At 52.3% G+C, this 18,723-nt stretch carries 18 protein-coding genes; 4 read left to right on the forward strand and 14 right to left on the reverse strand.

Annotation, left to right across the window (positions count from 1 at the left end):
- Positions 1–34 precede the first annotated feature (34 nt).
- The 4 genes from NMQ00_RS08620 to NMQ00_RS08635 all read right to left on the reverse strand — a co-directional run bounded on the left by NMQ00_RS08620 (position 35) and on the right by NMQ00_RS08635 (position 4,631).
- Positions 35–895 (reverse strand): PPK2 family polyphosphate kinase, encoded by an 861-nt coding sequence (locus tag NMQ00_RS08620; protein WP_255176371.1) that lies wholly within the window; start codon positions 893–895, stop codon positions 35–37.
- 115 nt (positions 896–1,010) lie between these two features.
- Positions 1,011–2,540, reverse strand: a complete 1,530-nt coding sequence (locus NMQ00_RS08625; protein ID WP_255176372.1) for a M4 family metallopeptidase — start codon at positions 2,538–2,540, stop codon at positions 1,011–1,013.
- Positions 2,541–2,719: 179 nt separating this feature from the next.
- A complete protein-coding gene (locus tag NMQ00_RS08630) occupies positions 2,720–3,718 on the reverse strand; it encodes an ABC transporter permease (protein WP_255176373.1) in 999 nt (332 codons plus the stop codon).
- Entirely contained in the window at positions 3,711–4,631 is a 921-nt protein-coding gene (locus NMQ00_RS08635; protein ID WP_255178701.1) for an ABC transporter ATP-binding protein, read from the reverse strand. The genes NMQ00_RS08630 and NMQ00_RS08635 overlap by 8 nt, the downstream gene beginning before the upstream one ends.
- A gap of 117 nt (positions 4,632–4,748) precedes the next feature.
- On the opposite strand from NMQ00_RS08635, the gene NMQ00_RS08640 reads away from it, so the two are divergent.
- On the forward strand, positions 4,749–5,498 hold the full coding sequence (locus NMQ00_RS08640; RefSeq protein WP_255176374.1) for a GDSL-type esterase/lipase family protein: 750 nt from the start codon (positions 4,749–4,751) through the stop codon (positions 5,496–5,498).
- A gap of 35 nt (positions 5,499–5,533) precedes the next feature.
- On the opposite strand, the gene NMQ00_RS08645 is transcribed toward NMQ00_RS08640, so the two are convergent.
- Both NMQ00_RS08645 and NMQ00_RS08650 read right to left on the reverse strand, forming a co-directional pair.
- Positions 5,534–6,205: a GNAT family N-acetyltransferase gene (locus NMQ00_RS08645; protein ID WP_255176375.1), complete on the reverse strand. Its 672-nt coding sequence runs from the start codon at positions 6,203–6,205 to the stop codon at positions 5,534–5,536.
- Positions 6,192–7,322 carry a mandelate racemase/muconate lactonizing enzyme family protein gene (locus NMQ00_RS08650; RefSeq protein WP_255176376.1) on the reverse strand — a complete coding sequence of 377 codons (1,131 nt, stop codon included), beginning with the start codon at positions 7,320–7,322 and terminating at the stop codon, positions 6,192–6,194. The genes NMQ00_RS08645 and NMQ00_RS08650 overlap by 14 nt, the downstream gene beginning before the upstream one ends.
- Before the next feature lie 78 nt (positions 7,323–7,400).
- On the opposite strand from NMQ00_RS08650, the gene NMQ00_RS08655 reads away from it, so the two are divergent.
- The gene (locus tag NMQ00_RS08655; RefSeq protein ID WP_255176377.1) at positions 7,401–8,594 is read left to right on the forward strand and encodes a helix-turn-helix domain-containing protein; all 1,194 of its coding nucleotides are present in this window, start codon (positions 7,401–7,403) and stop codon (positions 8,592–8,594) included.
- Between the two features lie 15 nt (positions 8,595–8,609).
- On the opposite strand, the gene nhaC is transcribed toward NMQ00_RS08655, so the two are convergent.
- The 8 genes from nhaC to NMQ00_RS08695 form a co-directional block, all read right to left on the reverse strand.
- Positions 8,610–10,010 (reverse strand): Na+/H+ antiporter NhaC, encoded by a 1,401-nt coding sequence (gene nhaC / locus NMQ00_RS08660; RefSeq protein ID WP_255178702.1) that lies wholly within the window; start codon positions 10,008–10,010, stop codon positions 8,610–8,612.
- 164 nt (positions 10,011–10,174) lie between these two features.
- Positions 10,175–11,269 (reverse strand): amidohydrolase, encoded by a 1,095-nt coding sequence (locus NMQ00_RS08665; protein ID WP_255176378.1) that lies wholly within the window; start codon positions 11,267–11,269, stop codon positions 10,175–10,177.
- Between the two features lie 20 nt (positions 11,270–11,289).
- Positions 11,290–11,634, reverse strand: coding sequence for a DoxX family protein (locus NMQ00_RS08670; RefSeq protein WP_255176379.1), 345 nt, complete (start codon positions 11,632–11,634; stop codon positions 11,290–11,292).
- A gap of 55 nt (positions 11,635–11,689) precedes the next feature.
- Complete coding sequence (locus tag NMQ00_RS08675; RefSeq protein WP_255176380.1) at positions 11,690–12,952, reverse strand: S1C family serine protease; 1,263 nt, start codon at positions 12,950–12,952, stop codon at positions 11,690–11,692.
- Between the two features lie 121 nt (positions 12,953–13,073).
- On the reverse strand, positions 13,074–13,892 hold the full coding sequence (locus NMQ00_RS08680) for a fumarylacetoacetate hydrolase family protein (protein ID WP_255176381.1): 819 nt from the start codon (positions 13,890–13,892) through the stop codon (positions 13,074–13,076).
- 54 nt (positions 13,893–13,946) lie between these two features.
- Positions 13,947–14,402, reverse strand: coding sequence for an anaerobic ribonucleoside-triphosphate reductase activating protein (gene nrdG, locus NMQ00_RS08685; protein WP_255176382.1), 456 nt, complete (start codon positions 14,400–14,402; stop codon positions 13,947–13,949).
- Entirely contained in the window at positions 14,380–16,224 is a 1,845-nt protein-coding gene (locus NMQ00_RS08690) for an anaerobic ribonucleoside triphosphate reductase (RefSeq protein WP_255176383.1), read from the reverse strand. Before NMQ00_RS08690 ends, nrdG begins: the two co-directional genes overlap by 23 nt.
- Positions 16,225–16,413: 189 nt before the next feature.
- The gene (locus NMQ00_RS08695; RefSeq protein ID WP_215190160.1) at positions 16,414–17,265 is read right to left on the reverse strand and encodes a formate/nitrite transporter family protein; all 852 of its coding nucleotides are present in this window, start codon (positions 17,263–17,265) and stop codon (positions 16,414–16,416) included.
- Between the two features lie 281 nt (positions 17,266–17,546).
- On the opposite strand from NMQ00_RS08695, the gene NMQ00_RS08700 reads away from it, so the two are divergent.
- Positions 17,547–17,864: a hypothetical protein gene (locus NMQ00_RS08700; RefSeq protein WP_255176384.1), complete on the forward strand. Its 318-nt coding sequence runs from the start codon at positions 17,547–17,549 to the stop codon at positions 17,862–17,864.
- A complete protein-coding gene (locus tag NMQ00_RS08705; RefSeq protein ID WP_255178696.1) occupies positions 17,828–18,709 on the forward strand; it encodes an IS3 family transposase in 882 nt (293 codons plus the stop codon). The genes NMQ00_RS08700 and NMQ00_RS08705 overlap by 37 nt, the downstream gene beginning before the upstream one ends.
- Positions 18,710–18,723: the final 14 nt, after the last annotated feature.

Raw genomic sequence — 18,723 nt, forward strand, 5'->3', positions numbered from 1 at the left:
GCGGAGAAATGGACGGTCACGGACTCGACAAACGTTACTCGTTTTCGAGCGTCGCAATAGCTTCATCGATTCGTTCCTGTTCACCTTCTGAGAAAGTTGGAAATTGGGGATCAATCTTCTCTAGGACATCAATCATGACCGTCGAGACGATATAACGGGCGTACCAATTATCATCTGCCGGTAGCACATACCATGGGGAGCGCTCCGTCGCCGTGTTCGACAACATATCCTCAAAAATGGCCTGGTAATCGTCCCAATGCTTTCGTTCCTCGACGTCGCTGAACGAGAACTCCCAATTCTTGCTTGGGTCTTTCAATCGTTCGAGCAGGCGGTCGCGTTGAACTTTTTTTGACACATTGAAGAAAAATTTAATGACCGTGAATCCGTTCTCGTTCAAGTATTGCTCGAAATCGTTGATCTGTCGATAGCGCATTTTCCATACCGACTCTTTGTCTTCCTCGTCCGGGATGACCTCTTCTCCGAGCAGGTCATGAACCCGCGGGGCAATCACTTCTTCATAGTGCGACCGGTTCAAGATACCGACTTGGCCTCGTTCCGGCATGAGGTCATGCATTCGCCATAAGTAATCGTGTTTCTTTTCCGTGTCCGACGGTTTTTGGAACGCGTTCGTCTTCAGCCCTTGCGCGTTCAAGTTCGAGAAGATATAACTGATCGCCTCATCTTTGCCCCCGGCATCGAGTGCCTGCAAGACGACGACGACTCCTTTCTTCGACTCCGCGTAAAGCTTCCAATGCAACTCTTTCAATCGTTCGACGCTCTTGGGGATCAATTCATTCTGTAATGTCTCATCGGACGGACGATCTTGTATCGTGGTGGGGAAATCGCTCAGGCGAATCCCGTTGTTATGGTCAATGCGAAAAGATTGAATGTCCATATATCCTCCTTGACTCAATTAAATTCTAAGAACATCTCATATTTACCCTGTTTCGATTAAAAATAGCGGCACACAAAAAATCCTTTCCGCCGAAGCGAAAAGGATTCGTTTGAACTTAGTAGATGCCGACCGCGTCGAACGATTTGGCCGCAGCGACCGCTTGTGTGCTCGTCGCACCGTGCAAGTCTTTTGCCGATTGAACGACCGCTTGACGTAAGCTTGAGAAGTTTGAAGTCGGTGTCAAGTAGACGGTAAGGGCACGGTAGTAGATGTCCCCCATCTCCATGACGCCGATGCCTTGAACCGATACGCCGTAGTGTGAACCGCCGGCTGCCAAGAGGTAAGCCGCCTTGTTGACGATTCCTGAGTTGATATGAACGCCCCCGTTGTCTTGCGTCCCTGTGTAACGGACCGAGTAGTGATCCGGGTCACCATATGCTGCCGGATTCGACATCGAGCGGAGACCGTCCCCTGCCACGCCCGGCGTGTAGATGTCTTCCCCGACCAACCAGTCGAAGTTCGAGCCGACACTATATTCCGCGACCGTACCGAAGATATCCGATACCGCCTCGTTGATGGCACCTGATTCATTTTGATAGATCAAACCGGCCGTATATTCGGTGACCGCGTGTGACAATTCATGCGCGACGACGTCAAGGGCGCCAGAGAGGTATGTGAACGTTTGCCCGTCCCCATCACCATACACCATCTTGCTGCCGTCCCAGAACGCGTTGTTATAGCTACGGCTATAGTGGACCGTCGAGTTGAGGGCCGCGCCGTTGTTATCGTAACTGTTGCGTCCATAAGTATTCTTGAAGAAGTCGTACGTCTTCGTCGCGTTGACATGGGCGCTGACCGCAGCCCGGTCGTATGTCGTATTCAACACGTTATCGACATCGGCCCAAAGTGAACCTGGAAGCGTCGTCCGGTTTTTCGCATCATATGTGTAGATGCCTTTGCCACGTGTCGAGTCTTGGAGATAGTAATATGAACCGCTCTTCGTCGTCTTGAACGTTTGGCTCTGACCAAGGACGTCGATTCCCGTGCCCGTATACGTCGTACCTGTGACACCGTTCGTCGGTTTGGCGTGTGCCAATTGGTTGTACTTGTTCAATACGTTCCCACTTGCCGCATCGATGAAGTACGTCCAGCGTGACGGCTCATCCGCATCAAGAATCGTTCCGGTCACTTCATACGCATAGACTGCTTCTTCCCCGTTCGGATAGACGACAAGTTCCGCTGCCGGCTCAAGCTCGTATGCACCTTTGTGGCCGACAAGCTCTTTATAACGAGCGACCGCTTTTTGTTCATTCAGTTTGATTGATTTATGTAATCCTTTGAGTTGTTTCGTGTCATCGACGACCGTTTTCAATTGGCCATCATTATCGACGACACCGACGACGATCCCACCGAAGACCGGTACACCGTCAACCGTCTGTTGTAATTTGACGACTTGTCCGACTTTGTCACGCTTCGATTCGAGCGTTTTGAATTCGCCTTTCGCTTTCGCATACTCTTTGACGATTGTCGTCGGAGCCTCATTCGATGGTTTCGTCAACGTGCCCGACTTGAGTTCCGCCGCGCCGACGAGTTGTGGCACGAGCAAGACACCTGCGATGAGTGATGTCGATAAAACTTTTTTCATATGTGTTTCCCTCCTTATGTGGTGTCTCCTACTTTACATAGTTTCCCACATTTAAGGTATCCAACTTTTTAATTATTTTGACAATTCAAATTATTAAGACATTTGGACTAGCTCAGCGTCTTGATTAGTCGAATCAGCCATAATAAAAAAAGCGTCACCGTGGAAGGTGACGCCGATGATCAATAGACATCTTTTTGAGTGAAGTGGTAGAACGCATACGCGAGCGCGGCGAGCGACCAGACGAATATGACGATGAGCGAGAACGGCAACGTCATCCCATCAATCGGTGGGGCCTGGCCTTCAAGATAGGTATGAAGACCGAAGTTGACGTTGACCAAATATTTCGAGCTGTCCCAATTCGACCCGAGCGATGTGAGCAACGGTCCTGAAATGAGGACGGCCATCATAATCCCAATCCCGGTCGCCGTGTTCTTGACGATGACCGAGATCATGAGCGCAATCGTCCCAACGGCAGCGACGACGAACCAGGATAAGCCGACCGACATGAGCAAGTATTGCCACATCGGCAGCGTATGGACGAAGTCGGTCGAGAACGTCCCCGTCGACGAGGCTTGGAAACCTGTCAAGATCGGGGCGGTCCATCCGTCCCAGCCGAGCACAATGCCGGAGATGGCATAACTGACGAACGCCGTGATAAAGATGAGAATCGACGTATATAAGAGCGTCGTCATCCATTTGGCGAGCAAGATTTTAAAGCGCCGGACCGGACGGGACAACAGTGTCTTGATTGTACCGTCATTATGCTCCCCGCTGACGATATCGGCCATCAGGACGATGATAAAGAGTGGGAGCACGAGCGTCGTCCCTTGCGAGAAGAAGACACGCATGAACGTCGGCGCCCCAGGATAGTTCGGGTTGATATCATTATCTAAGTAATATTGATTCTGTTGGACCTGGAACTCCAAAATTTGACGGAACTCGTCTTGAACGTTCGCCGAGGCGAGCCGGTTTTGCGTATCGACGATTTCTTGCTGTAAATCGACACGCCAGTCGATCGTCCCTTGTTCTTCCCGTTGTTTCTCGATTTGCCGGTAGTTGGCATATGTGAACATCGAGACGAGTACGATGAGAATGGTCGACACGACGAGAAGCCGACGTTTCTTATGAATCTTTAAGACTTCGTTCCGAATGAGGCCAAGGATTGACGGATTAGACAATATGGTCACCCCCGGTCAATGAGATAAACAATTCTTCGAGCGTCTGGACGCGTCGTTCGAGACCGAACACCTCGACACCTCGATCGAGCAAGTAGCGATTCAAGCGGGCCGTATCATCTAGATTCATCGAGACCCGAATCGTCCGTTCATCGACGACGTCGGCGTGGTCGATCGACTCGAATCCGCGGATAATCGGCAAGACTTCAAAACTGTCGGCCACGTGGACATCGACCGTCGACGCCAATTCATGAATCAATTCGTCGACCGTTCCGACTTTGACGATTTTCCCGCGCGACATGATGGCGACGCGGTCCGCGAGCAGTTCAATCTCGGCCAAGATGTGGCTCGAGACGAGGACGCTCAGTCCAGTCTCTTCGACGAGACGGCGGATGAAGAGGCGAAGGTCACGAATCCCCATCGGGTCGAGCCCGTTCGTCGGCTCATCGAGAATCAAGACACGGGGATTGTTCAACATGGCCTGGGCGATGCCGAGACGTTGCCGCATCCCGAGCGAGTACGTCTTCACTTTATCATCGATTCGTGCCGTCAAATCGACGAGATCGATCACTTCTTGAATCCGGGCCTCATCGACACCGGGCAACATCCGCGCGAAGGCGTTCAAGTTCTCACGCCCGCTCATGAACTTGTACAGTTCCGGATTCTCAACGATGGCGCCGATTTGATTCATCGCCTGAACGAATTGACGTTCGACGCTGAACCCACAAATCGAGACGGTCCCGTTCGTCGGCTTAATCAATCCGACAATCATCCGAATCGTCGTCGTTTTACCGGCCCCGTTCGGACCTAAGAAGCCGAACACTTCGCCGGGGAACACATCGAACGAGATGTCATCGATGATCGTTTTCTTACCGATTACTTTTGTCAAATGGTCTATTTTCAATGTTGGTTGCATCATCTCACCTCTCCTACATTCTATCGGACTCGAACCCATCTGTCCTATTCGAACATTCACATAGGGCAGGTTCAAACTTATTTGATATGATAGTCTCATAGAAAGTGAGGTCATCACATGAAAAATGGGAAATGGTATACGTTTTTAATTGGCTCTGTCTTCTTGACGGGCATTGCCCTATACGGTTTATGGATCGGCTATCAAGATATCGTCAATCCGCCGGAACGCACACTCTCGATTAGTGAAGATTCGAGACCGGAACCAGTCGGTGACGTGTACGTCGCCTTAGGTGACTCCCTCACACGCGGCGTCGGATCGACATCAGGTGCCGGCTACGTCCAACCAGTCGGTGCAGCGCTCGAAGAAGACGACATCCGCACACAGAATTTGGCCATCTCCGGGGCCCGGACGGAAGACTTATTGGCTCAGCTCGAGCAACCGGAAGTACGACGGACGATTGAGAACGCGCGCTATATCACGCTCACAATCGGCGGCAACGACCTGTTCAACCGCGGCGAGAACGTCGATAACTTTGAATCGGTCGATATCGAACAAGTCGTGACCGATGCGAAGACGAATTTGAATGTCATCTTCGAACAAGTTCGCGGATTGAACGACACGGCGCAAATCGTCTATATCGCCCTTTATAACCCGTTCCAAGAGAACGATAACGGCGAAGCGTTCAATCAATTGATTCTCGACTGGAACGCCTCGGCCGCCACATTCGGAAACGCACAGCGCATCGATGTGATTGACCCGTTCGCTTACGTCTCTGACGTCTCACGTGACCTCGCGACCGATCAGTTCCATCCGAGCGATCGCACGTATGAGAAATTAGCCGAGGACGTCCTGTTCATCCTCGAATAAGTAAAATGGCCTGATCATCGTGATCAGGCCATTTTTCATCGTTCATATTTGACGAGCCAGCTCTCCCCGTCGCGCGTCAAGGACGTTCCGTACCAACCCGCCTTCAACAAAGTGACTTGTTGCTCCGTCTCGCCCATATCGAGCCATGTCACTTCTCCGGTCGGTCGCCAGTCGCTGTGCAGTTCCTTCATAAAGATGTAGCGCAGCTTCCCGCCATATTTCGGTTTAAGGGCACCGATGCGAAGACCGAGGGCGAACTTGTCCTTCAGACTTGGGATATTGAAAGGCGCCACGGTCGCACAGACGAGATCGAACCGACTTCCGTGTTCCAGCTCTTTCATGAGAAGTTTGCCGAGATGCTGTTGCAGGCCGTAGCCGCGGTAGTCCGGATGGACGTTCGTCACTTCTTGATAAATGATGCGCTCCAGCGTCTCTGACGGATAACCGATATCATAGCCGAGATGCTCCTCATCGAGCGGTGGGATGAGCAGCGCGCGGAACGCGATCAACGTTCCTTCGTGATATGCGCCGATGAGCGTCCGGTCCGTCAACAACTTCACGAACTCCTCCGTCGACATGGACTGGTAATGGCTCCCTTCCGTCATGCTATCCATGACATCTCGTTGAACCGCCTCAATTTGTTCCAGGTCGGTCATCGTTAAATAGGTGACCTCAATGTCGAGGCCGTTACAATTACCGCGCCACATGATCGGTCCCTCCGACGACGTACGTCGCGGTCGCCAGACGCATCAACACAGATTCGTCGACGTCGACGCCAAGCCCTGGTCGTTCAGTGAGACGAATGAACGGAAGGTCATATGACAAATTACCGATGTCTTCAGCGAAACGCAACGGACCTGTCAATTCGACCGTTTGGACGATTTTGCTTGAGAAAGCGACATGGAAGCCTGCGCTCGAGGCGACCGACGACTCGACCATCGACCCGATTTGACATTCGATGCCCGACATCTCGGCCATATGGACAAGTTTTTTCGCCGGGTAGATACCGCCGCACTTCATCAGTTTAATGTTAACTTTGTGGGCGGCCTGCATCATCGTCAGACGACGCATTTCGGTTACTCCCCGCACGCCCTCGTCAATCATGAGCGGGACCGAAATCTTTCCTTTCACTTCAACCATGCCTTCAAAATCGTCAGCCTTGACCGGCTGTTCGACCCAATCGATATGGAATGGCTCGAGCTGCTTCATCGCCTGGAGCGTCTTAGCGGCATTGACCCAGCCCTGATTGACGTCGACCCGAATCGGCACGTCCGGCCCGACGGCTCGACGGACCGCCTCGACGCGGCGTACGTCAGACGCGACGTCGACGCCGACTTTCATCTTGACGGCCGTATACCCTTGTTCGATTTGTTCACGTGCCTCAGTCGCCATCGCCTCCGGCTCGCCGATGCTTAAGACGTGTGTGACCGGGAAGGCTTCATGATATCGACCACCGAGCAGGTCATACACCGGAAGCCCAAGCTTTTTCCCGACGACGTCATGACAGGCGATATCGAGCGCCGCCTTCGCTGCCGGCACATCACGGATGGTCCGGTCCATCATGTCATGAATCCGTTCCATCTGCATCGGGTTTTGCCCGATCAAGAGCGGTCCGAGCACATGGCGAATCACGCTAATCGTACTGTCGAGCGATTCGCCCGTGACGTGCTCATCGGCGACGGCCTCCCCGTAACCGACATGTCCGCACTCGGTCGTCAGTTTCACGATCACCGACGGCATGTCGTCGTAGCGGTGATAACTGACGATGAATGGTACTTTTAATGGAAGACGTATCGCAAACAGTTCAATTTTCTCTATTTTCATATCCATTCCCCTTTACTTCTAACGTATCGTTAGCTATATTGTCGTTAAATAGTCGTTAAATTGCAAGGAGGAGTTTTGATGTCCATCCATATCGCCGTCGTCGGGTCACACGATTTCGTGGAAACAATCCGGTCTTTCGGTGCACCAGAAGATGTCCGGTTCGCCTATCATCCGTATGAACACCCTCACGAGGCAGCGGTTGTCGCCAAAGCGCTCGGCTCGTTCGATGGTGTCTTTTTTTCGGGGTCGTTCCCGTTCGCCTATGCGACCCCTCATCTCACGCACGTGGCCGCGCATCACGTCGTCCAAGACGAGACCGTCCTATTGACGACGCTTCTTTATGCGACGCTCACCCACTCCGTGTCGCTCAATCAAGTATCAATCGACTTGGTCGAACCGGAACGGCTGACGTCGATTCTCGACTCATTCCCGAACCAACGGAGCGCCCCCGTCGTGATGCGCATCAGTCCCGATCTCGCATTCGAGAACGTCATCGCCTTTCACGCTAACCAGCAAGCCGGACAAGCGAAGTTGGCCATCACGAGCATCGAGCGAGTACATCATGAGCTCGTTCGTGCCGGGTTCAACAGTCAGCTGATGATTGAGCCGACAGCGACCGTCAGGCACCATCTCGACCAGTTGATTCACCAAGTTCGGCAACAGTTGGCCGATGCAGCCCAGTTCGCCATCATCCGCTACGACACGGATGACACGGCGTTGAGCGACCACCTCGCCTCGGTCCGTTATCTTGGTGGACATATCGAATCCACGGAGGACCATAACATCACGGTATTGACAACCAAAGGTGAAGTGATGAACGCGTTCGATGAAAATACGCTAACACCGAACGGGACATACCGCATCGGAATCGGCTATGGGACAGACTATCAAAAGGCCGACGAGCATGCCCAAATCGCCTTGTCTGCCGCGAGTGAGGAACGCATCCGCATCGTCGATGATTCGAAACGTTTATCGTTCCCGACCCGTGACGCGCATATTCCGTATCGTGTGACGGAACAACTCGCCTTCGACTTTATCAAACAAGCTGGGGTCAGCCCAGTCAATATCGGGAAAATTTTACAGTTTGCCAAACGAAAGCACGATTTCACGGCAAAAGAGTTGACCGAATATCTCGACGTGACGCGACGGACGACGGAACGGCTCATAAAAAAACTCAATGAGGCCGGAATCATCGATGTGATCGGCGAAGAGATGAGCTATAGCCAAGGCCGGCCCCGCGCCGTCTATAAATTCAATTTCCCGACCTCATGAGGTCGGGAAATTTTTTCATTGCGCAGCTTGTTGTTCGATTGATGGTTCTGCACTCAACACAGCGATCCGTTCAATCGTGAAACCTGTGAACGCATAGATAATCGAGATGACCGGAACGATGAAGTTCAAGATTGCGTAAGGCGCATATTCGAATGCCCCGACGCCGAGCGTCCCGAGAATGAACACACCGCACGTGTTCCACGGGATGAACACAGATGTCAACGTCCCACCGTCCTCGAGCGCCCGCGATAAGTTTTTCGAGTGAAGCCCCATTTTCTGATAGGCACCTGCAAACATACGAGACGGAACGACAATCGAGATGTATTGTTCGGAACACGTGGCGTTCGTCGCAATCCCTGCGAGAATCGTCGACGCGATCATCGAACCTGCCGTCTTCGCAAGTTTGACGATTTGGTTCATAATCGATTGCAGCATCCCCGAGTATTCTAAAATCCCCCCGAACGTCATCGCGACGATCGTCATCGAGACGGTGTACATCATCGCGTCGAGCCCGCCCCGACTGAACAAGTTGTCGACGAGTTCATTGCCGGTGTCAATCACATAGCCGCTCTGCAGCGCCCCGACGCTATCCGCAAGCGTTCCGCCTTGGACGATGACTTGGGCGAGAAAGCCGAGTGCGATCCCGATGACAAGCGCCGGAATAGCGGGTACTTTTCTCGCGACGAGGACGATGACAGCAAGTGGAATCAATAAGAGCCACGGCGAGATGACGAAGCTGTCCTGTAAAATAGCGAGTGTTTGGACGATTTCTGAAGAATCCGTCGTCGTCTCACTGAACCGTCTGCCAAGCCACCAATAGGCGCCGAGCGCGATGACGAGCCCTGGAATCGTCGTGTAGAGCATATGCCGAATATGTTCGAACAAGTTTGTATGCGTCAAACCGGCCGCGAGATTCGTCGTATCCGACAACGGGGACATCTTGTCCCCAAAGTATGCCCCTGAAATGACCGCTCCGGCGACCATCGGTGCTGGTATCCCCATACTCAGCCCGATGCCCATCCCAGCGACACCAATCGTTCCCATCGTCGACCATGAGCTACCGATTGAGAGCGCGACGACTGAGCAGATGATACAAATGGTCACCAAGAAATAGGCCGGTGAAATAATCGTCAAGCCGTAATAAATCATTGTCGCGACGACGCCTCCCCCAATCCAGGCCCCGATCGTCAAACCGACCAAGATGATGATGACGACGGCCGGCAAAGCGAGCCGAATCCCTTTGTACATCATCTCCTCGATCTCTTTCCACTTGTAGCCGTGTCGCCATGCGACGAGTGACGCGACCGCCGTCCCGACGATGAGCGGGATGTGTGGCCCTTGTTCTAATCGGACGATGGCTACGAGCATGACCCCAATCATGACAAGTAGCGGCAATACCGCCCAGCGAAGCTTCATGTCTACCTTGTTCCCCTGTTGTTCCATGTGTCTTCCTCCCCGATAGTGAAAAATTCAGAATTGTCGTTATATTGTCGCTAATAAGTAGATGATAACGCTTACATTTAAAGTTGGCAATAAAAAAATGAACGGGCTCGTCCGGCCCGTCCATCTAGTCAATCGCTTCAATTATCGTTTGCGGCCCGTCGTAACGTGTCAGCCAGCAAGGCGGCCGCTTCCGGTAAGACGTCACGTTCGAACGTCATGTGCGGATGATGGAGCCCCGGCGTCAAGTTGGCGCCGATCCCAATCATCGTCGCATCGAGTCCCGGTTGTTCGACCGTATAAAAATGAAAATCATCGCTACCCGAGGTGATGATGCGATCAACGAGCGCATTCTCCCCGAACCGCTCGCTAATTGCTTCGGCCGCATGTCGGCTCGAGCGTTCGCCAATCACGGCGCCCGGTGTGAAGTCTTGCCACTCCCAGTCGATGGTGACGCCGTGAAGGACAGCAATCTGGTGTAGGAGTGTTTCGACACGGTCGCGCAGCTCAAGCAGTTCCTTGTTCTGTTGGGCCCGAACATCAATCGAGAACGTCGCATTTCCCGGAATAATGTTCAAATTGTCACTGCCAGCCTGAACGCCCGTCAACTTGATTGAATGCGGCTCGAACGGAGACAAGTAGATGCTTTTGAGCATCTGTTGAATCGTGAAGATGACGTCAAGCGCGTTTTGGCCTTGATGCGGACGCGCGCCATGGGCGTCGTCGCCGCTAATGCTGCCTTTCAAGAAGAATGCGGCCCCATGTTGAATCGTAGCCGCATATTGTCCGCGCTGCAGTTCTTCGAGCGGACGCAAATGGATGCCGTACAGCTGACTGACGCCCGTTAACGCCCCGTGTTGAATCATCGCGAGCGAGCCGTTGCCTTGTTCTTCCGCCGGTTGGAAGATAAACCGAATCCGCTTCGATAGCGTCTCATGTCTCAACTCATCGAGCGCCCCGAGCACCATGCTGATATTGGCATCGTGGCCGCATGAATGGTTGGCTTGAAACGTCCCGTCGACTTGTTGCCATAACGCGTCGATATCGGCCCGGACGGCAATGACATCGTCTCCATCCCCAATCTCAGCGATGACACCGGTCACGTCTGCAAACGTCGCGTGACGGACTTGCCATGACGTCAAGATGTCGGCAATCGTCTTCGTCGTCTCGACTTCTTTCCAACTCACTTCTGGATGGGCATGAAAATGCTCAAACCAGTTCAATACGTTCGTCATAATCGTTCCCCCATATGTACTTATATTTTTTTGACCCCTTTAATCAAGACCCATTGCAGCGGCAACCGGGCCCACGTCACCCATTTCGGAAGTGGCATCTTACCGAGTTTTGACGGTTTAAGCGCCATATTGATGTTCGCCGGGAAGACGGCAATCAAAAATGCCGGTAACGTGCGTTTCACGAACCGTGTCCCTTTGTTCGTGAGCAACAGCGCGCCATAGACGACTTCGATGACCCCGCTCGCCTGAACCATGAACCGTTTGAACGGCCACGACTTCGGAATGATCGACATGAATGCCCGTTCTTGAACGAAGTGCATAACACCCGCCCCGAGAAATAAAATCCCATATAGTTTACGAATCAACTGAACCCCTCCTTTTTTCTAAGCATAACAAAAAAGATGGGCTGCGTGCCCATCTTTACAGTGCGTCTCCATTTGCGTTTTGAATCTCGACATCGACCGTCTCGGTCTTTCCATCACGAACGTATTCGATTTTGACCGTCCCGTCCGTATCTCGAATCAATTCACTTCGCAGGTCGATGAACGACGAGACGGCTTGATCATTGATTTTCACGATGACGTCGCGCGCTTCAAGCCCTGCCCGTGCCGCCGAACTGTTTGCCTGTACTTCGACGATGATCGTACCGGCTGTCACTGACTCCGGTAAATTGATTTGCTCGGTCAAGTACCCTGGTGGGAATTCAGATACGTCACGAAGCGAGACACCGAGCGACGGATGGTTCACTTCTCCCGTCTGTTCGATTTGATTGATGAGCGGCAAGGCGATGTCAACCGGGATTGAGAAACCAACCCCTTCGACCGAGTCGGTCGCAATTTTCATCGAGTTGATCCCAATCAATTGTCCCGATTCGTTAATTAATGCGCCACCGGAGTTACCCGGGTTGATGGCAGCATCCGTTTGGATGACTTCGGCGTTGAAGTCGGCTTGTCCGTTCTCATCCGTATCGACCGGCACGAGACGTGACGTCGAAGAGACGACGCCGCGTGTGACCGAGTTCTCAAACTGGCCGAGCGGGTTGCCGATCGCGATGACGGTCTGACCTGGTTTCAATTCGCTCGACTTCCCGATCGAGATGACGGACGAGACTTTGTCCGCATCGACCTCGAGCACGGCCAAATCGTACGTGGCATCGCTGCCCATCAGTTTGGCGTCTGCCGTTGACCCGTCATTGAACGTCACGGTCAAGCGGTCGGCACCATTGACGACGTGATGGTTCGTGACGATATAGGCCGAGTCGCCGTCTTTCTTATAGATGACGCCCGAGCCGACCCCGGCTTCGACGGCTTCATTTGAAAATCCGTTTGACGCGAAGTTGTTCACCGTCACGACGGCAGGTTGCGCGGTCGCGACCGCATCGGTGACCGAACTGTCAGTCGTCGTCGATGTCGTCTGGACCGGTGACCCTTCCGACGTCACGTTCGTATCGGACACGTTCGTCGGCACTTGATCGATAAACGGGAAAGCGATCGCGCCGGTCAAGACGGCACCAATCACCCCGCCGACAAAGCCAGGGAACATCCGGCCGACGAACGATGGTCGGGCCGTTTGCTCTACGCGCGTTGGTTCTGAAGATTGTTCTGACGAGCCGAGCTCGGTGTCGAGCCAATCCTCGTGGCGATTTGATTCGTTTGGTTCTGTTGGACGATCATTGCGTTCCATGTGTACTCATCTCCCATATGATGTTTGCTCTTTGTTCTACCCTTAGTATAAGAGGCGTAGTCATGATTTTGGGGAAATGAAGCATCGATTACAAGATTCTTCACAATTTGCGTCAATTAGGTCAGACGATGACGTTTTTTAGCGTCCCGATCCCCGAGATGCTCACCTCGACCGTGTCCCCAGACTGGAGATAGACGGGCGGCTTCATGCCGTGACCTACCCCGGCCGGCGTGCCGGTCGCGATGATATCTCCCGCTTCAAGTGTCATTCCTTTTGACAATGTCCGAATCAACTCTTTAATCGGACGAATCATATCCGCCGTCGACCCATCTTGGCGTGTCTCGCCATTCACGACCGTTTGAATCGTAAGTGGGAACTCAAGTTCATCCGGAGTGACGATATACGGACCCATCGGACAGAACGTATCGAACGATTTGCCTCGGAAAAACTGAACGTGTTGTTTTTGCACGTCACGGGCCGTGATGTCGTTTAAAATCGTGTAGCCGAAGATATGGGCGTCGACGTCGTCAATGTCTCGCCCTGATTTTCCGATGATGACAGCGAGTTCCCCTTCATAGTCGAGTTGCTCGGTCAATTCGGGATGACGTTCGACGACCGCTCCTGGTCCGACGACCGAGGTCGGCGCTTTCGTGAAGATGACGAGTTTGCCAGCCCCCGCCGTATCCATCTCTTTTACGTGCTCTTCATAGTTTTTGCCGATGCAGATGACATTTTTAAGCGGACGATACGGTGCGACGAGCGTGACGTCGTTCAGTGGTGACCGAGGCGCGACGTCCAAATCGACATCCGGTTCAAACTCACGCGCGATGACCTCTAACAGCGAGGTCGTATGTAATTGGTTACTGACATCATAGACGAACTCTCCTGCCACGACACCGACCCTTTGCTCTCCTTCAACTTGAAAACTACACCATTTCATCAAAATTCCCCCTTTTTTGCTAGTATACAAAAAATCGGGACACGACGGCCCCGATTACGCTTTGTTCAAAAAAATAATTCGCTGGTTGCTCGACCCCCGAAACCGGAGCGACCGATCCATAAGTGGCTGTTCGAAGCGCCCATCGACGAGCACATCGGCACGGTCGAGCACGCTTGTGACGTGTTCATCGTCCATCGCTTGCAACTGTTCGAACGTATAACCCGTATACACCCATACGTTTTTCTGGAGCGCCTTGCACCCGTCGACGAGCCGGGCCAACGCTTCTGGTTGGAGAAACGGCTCTCCGCCCGAGACGGTGACGCCATCCCATCCGGATTGTTCGACACGGGTGAGCAAGTCCTCGATTGCCACTTCTTCTCCCCCGCGCGGATTCCACGATTCCGGATTGTGACACCCGGGGCATCGATGAGGGCAGCCTGCCATAAAGATGACCGACCGAACACCTGGACCGTCGACGACCGATTCGTCAATTACGGATAGGACGCGCATGATGCTTCACCCTCGCTCGTTCTTCTTCTCGTTTCGCCGAATTCCATCGGTCCATCGTGCCTACCAAATAGCCGGTGATGCGACGAATCCGTTCAATCTGCTCGCGCTCCCCACATGTCGGGCACGCTTCGTCGATGATGCCTTCGAGACCGCAGTTGCCGCAACGGTCGACGGGATGGTTAATCGACCCGTAACCGACGTCCTCGGCGCGCATGAGCCGGACAATCGCTTCGACCGCCTCCGCATTATGGGCGAGCGATCCGTCGACTTCAACATACGTGATATGTCCAGCGTCACAGAGCGCATGGTATGGCGCTTCTAAGCGGACTTTGTCCCGAATCGAGACCGCCTGATATACCGGCACATGAAACGAGTTTGTGTAAAAGGCGCGGTCGGTCACACCTTCGATTATCCCGAACGCCTGCTGATCCTTTAAGACGAACTTCCCAGATAATCCTTCGGCCGGGGTGGCCAACAGCGAGAAGTTCAAGTCGTGGCGCTCCGCCGCCTGTCTCATCCGATCACGTAAATGCGTGGCGATGTCGAGCCCGAGCCGTTCCGCCTCTCGCGACTCGGCATGCGTACCGCCTGTGAGGACACGTAGCGCTTCGGCGAGACCGATAAATCCGACCGAGAGCGTCCCTTGCTTCAACACTTCGCGTAAATCATCCTCTGGACCGAGCGTCTCTCCACCCCGCCAGACGTGTTGGGCGTAAAGAAACCGAAATTCATCGGCGTGTCGCTTCGCTTGATAGTCGAACCGTTCGAGCAGTTGATCGATGGCGATGTCGACATAGGCGTCGAGCGTCTCATAAAAGGAATGGATATCCGAGGAGACGAGCGCCATCTTGACCAAATTCAAGGTCGAAAAGGATAAGTTGCCGCGTCCAATCGACGTCTCGGTGCCATGCCGATTCCCCATCACGCGTGTCCGGCAACCCATGTAGGCTACTTCAGAGGCGTGCGTCCCGTCGTAGTATTGCAAGTTGAACGGGGCATCGACGAACGAGAAGTTCGGGAATAACCGTTTGCCCGTCACGCGACAAGCGAGTCGGAACAAGTCGACGTTCGGATCATCCTCATGGAAGTTGACCCCTTCTTTCACTTTAAAGATTTGAATCGGGAAAATCGGTGTCTCCCCGTTGCCGAGCCCCCGCTCGGTCGCACGTAACAACTCTCGAATGAATACCCGGCCCCAACGACTCGTGTCGGTCCCGTAATTGATGGAGACGAAGGGTACTTGTCCACCACCCCGTGAATGCATCGAATTGGCGTTGTGGATGAACGCTTCACACGCTTGATACGTTGCCGTGATCGTCTCTGCCTCGGCGATTTCAAGAAGTAGCTCGGTCGTCCATTCGACCGGTAGCTTTTTGAGCCGCTCGAGCTGACGTTCGTACGTCTTTTCGACGTACGGCGCGAGGTCGACATCAAACATCGGGAACGCTTGACCGCCATGCTGCATGTTTTGGTTCGCTTGAAGAATGATCGAAGCGAGCGCCATCGCCGAGCGGATATCTTGGGGCGGTCGAATTGTCCCGTGCCCGGTATGAAATCCGTGAGTCAGTAACTCACCGAGTGGGATTTGACAACACGTCGTCGATCCCGTCACGTAGTAGTCGGCGTCATGGATATACAAAAAATTATCTTCGACGGCTTGACGTGACCGTTCTGATAAAAGATATGTCGTCGACAACTGTTTCGAGACTTCTGAGGATAATCGTGCCAGTTTTCCAAGTGGTGATTTCCCGTCGACGTTGGCGTTCTCTTGTACGAGGTCCTGATCTGGGAGAACACAGACATCTTCATAAAGCTGGAGCATATTCACTCCGCATCACCTCACTATATATTGATGATAAGCGAGTTATTAACTCGCTTATATTCTATATATAGATTATGTCACGTTTCACCGCCAAGATGTGAAGTCTAAATTGTGATCATTGGTTGTGATAAAAACGCAAAACAGTCGAGCCCCTGACGTGGACTCGACTGCTCGTTGAAGTGAGCTGCCTTATACTTCTTTGGCAGGTTTCACAATTTTCAGTTCGACTTCTTCCGTTGCTTCCGATTCTTGGGCTTCACGCAAACCTTTCGCGTTCAACCACGTATAAATCGCACCCATGAACAGCGCGCCGCCGATGATATTACCGAACGTGGCCGGAATCAAGTTGTGGATCGCACCGGCAAAGCTGATCGCCTCAGGATGTGGGACGACGAGCGTGAGGGCGAACAAGACGAAGTTGGCGATGACGTGATCAAATCCTGAAGCGAAGAAGACGGCAACGAGGAAGATCATCGAGAAGATTTGCGCGAACTCGTTTTTCATTTGCTTCGGTAAGAAGATGGCGAGACAGACCATCCAGTTACAGAAGATGGCGCGGAAGAAAATTTCGACCGTCGTATGGTGCATTTTACTTTCAACGACCGAGAACAGCCAGTTGTTCATGCCGAGTTCTTGGATGACGCCCGTCGGTGCGAGCAACAAGGCGAACAAGACGCCGCCGAGGGCGTTCCCGACAAAACAGAGCAACCAGACGAGCATCGTGTCGCTGAGCGTCGTATAGCCACGCATCGTCGAGGTCGTGAAATACATCGTATTCCCGGTGAACAGTTCGGCTCCCCCGTAGATGATCATGACGAGGGCGATCCCGAATGAGAATCCTCCGATGAGTGTCGTGAACGGGGAATCGATCAAATACATCCCGTTGACGACTTTCAATGTGAAAATTGAAGCGAATCCGATAAAGATCCCCGCGAGCATTGCCCGTAAAAAGTACTCCATTGGCCGATAATGAATCATTTGCGAAGACGCCTGTGCTTTCTTCCGCAACGATTCGAGTGCATGGATTTCCATTGATGCCATGTCACAAACCCTTCTTTCTGTTTGAGTGAAACCATTATAATAAGAACGAACATGTGAAATCATTAACAATATAAGCCCGCAACGAATAAATTGCAATCGTCTCTTCCACATGTTGACACATTTTTCACATCGTAATCGTTTACATTTGTCGGATTTGTGACCAGAAAAAAACGACCCTTCGCAAAGGGTCGTTCTGGGCTAACCTAAATTTTTGAGACAATATAAAAACACCTTCGCAGTGGTACACTTTAAAAAAGTGCTAGCATCGGAGGTGTTTTTGCGTGGGCAAAAACGTATATTCAAGTGAAGTGAAATGGGCAGTGGTAAAAGACAAACTGAGCAGTGAGTTGACGAATAGAGAGATCATGGAGAAACACGGAATCAAAAGTGAGTCCCAGATCCACACATGGATGAGATGGTATCGGTCCAATGAAATCTATCGATTTGACCAGCCGATCGGTAAGCAGTACACCTACGGACTTGGTCCTGATTCCGCCAGCGAGGATGACAAGAAAGAGCGTCAACTATCCCACCTGAAGACGGAGAACGAAATCTTAAAAAAATTCATGGAGATCGAAAGAGAGTTGAGAAAGAAGTAGTCCTAAAGACTGTAGAACTTTTGAAGAGGAAATATACGATCACGACGATCCTACGTGTCCTAGACGTGCCACGGGCAACCTATTACCGTTGGGTCAGAGAACCGGTGAAGCACCCTTCGGTGCTAGAGCAAGCAATCGTCGAAGTATGTAAGCATACGAAATATCGATATGGACATCGAAAGATAAAGGCCCTGTTAGAGCAAAACTATGAGTTAACAGCAAACCGGAACACCGTACAGAGAATCATGAAGAAACACCATCTCCAGTGTCGGATCAAACCCAAACGAAAATGGAGGTCTCAGGGTGAGAGCATCATCATCGCACCTGACCTTCTCAAACGAGACTTCACGGCCAGTGAACCGAATAAGAAGTGGGTGACGGACATCACCTATATCCAATACGGGAGCACGACGAAATATCTTTCGACCATCATCGACCTATTCAACAATGAAATCGTTGCCTACAAGTTGTACGAGCATCAACAGACGCCCCTCGTCATCGATACGTTAAAGAAGGCGTTGGAGAGCCGGAACAACCCCGAAGGGGTCATCATCCATTCGGACCAAGGAAGTGTCTATACCTCATATGCCTTTCAAGATTTCGTTAAGAGGAACCATCTGACGAGCAGCATGTCTCGAAGAGGCAACTGTTGGGACAATGCGGTGATCGAATCATTCCATTCGAACTTGAAGTCTGAGGGCTTCCAGTACGTCAAGTTCAACTCGTTAAGCGACCAGGAAGTGCATGAACGGGTGAACCATTACTTGACCTACTACAACGAAGAACGTATCCAAGAAAAATTAGGCTACCTCACACCGATAAAATACGGTGGGATGGCAGCCTAATCAAGGTGTTTTTA

This window comes from Exiguobacterium aurantiacum, from assembly GCF_024362205.1.
Classification (GTDB): domain Bacteria; phylum Bacillota; class Bacilli; order Exiguobacteriales; family Exiguobacteriaceae; genus Exiguobacterium; species Exiguobacterium aurantiacum_B.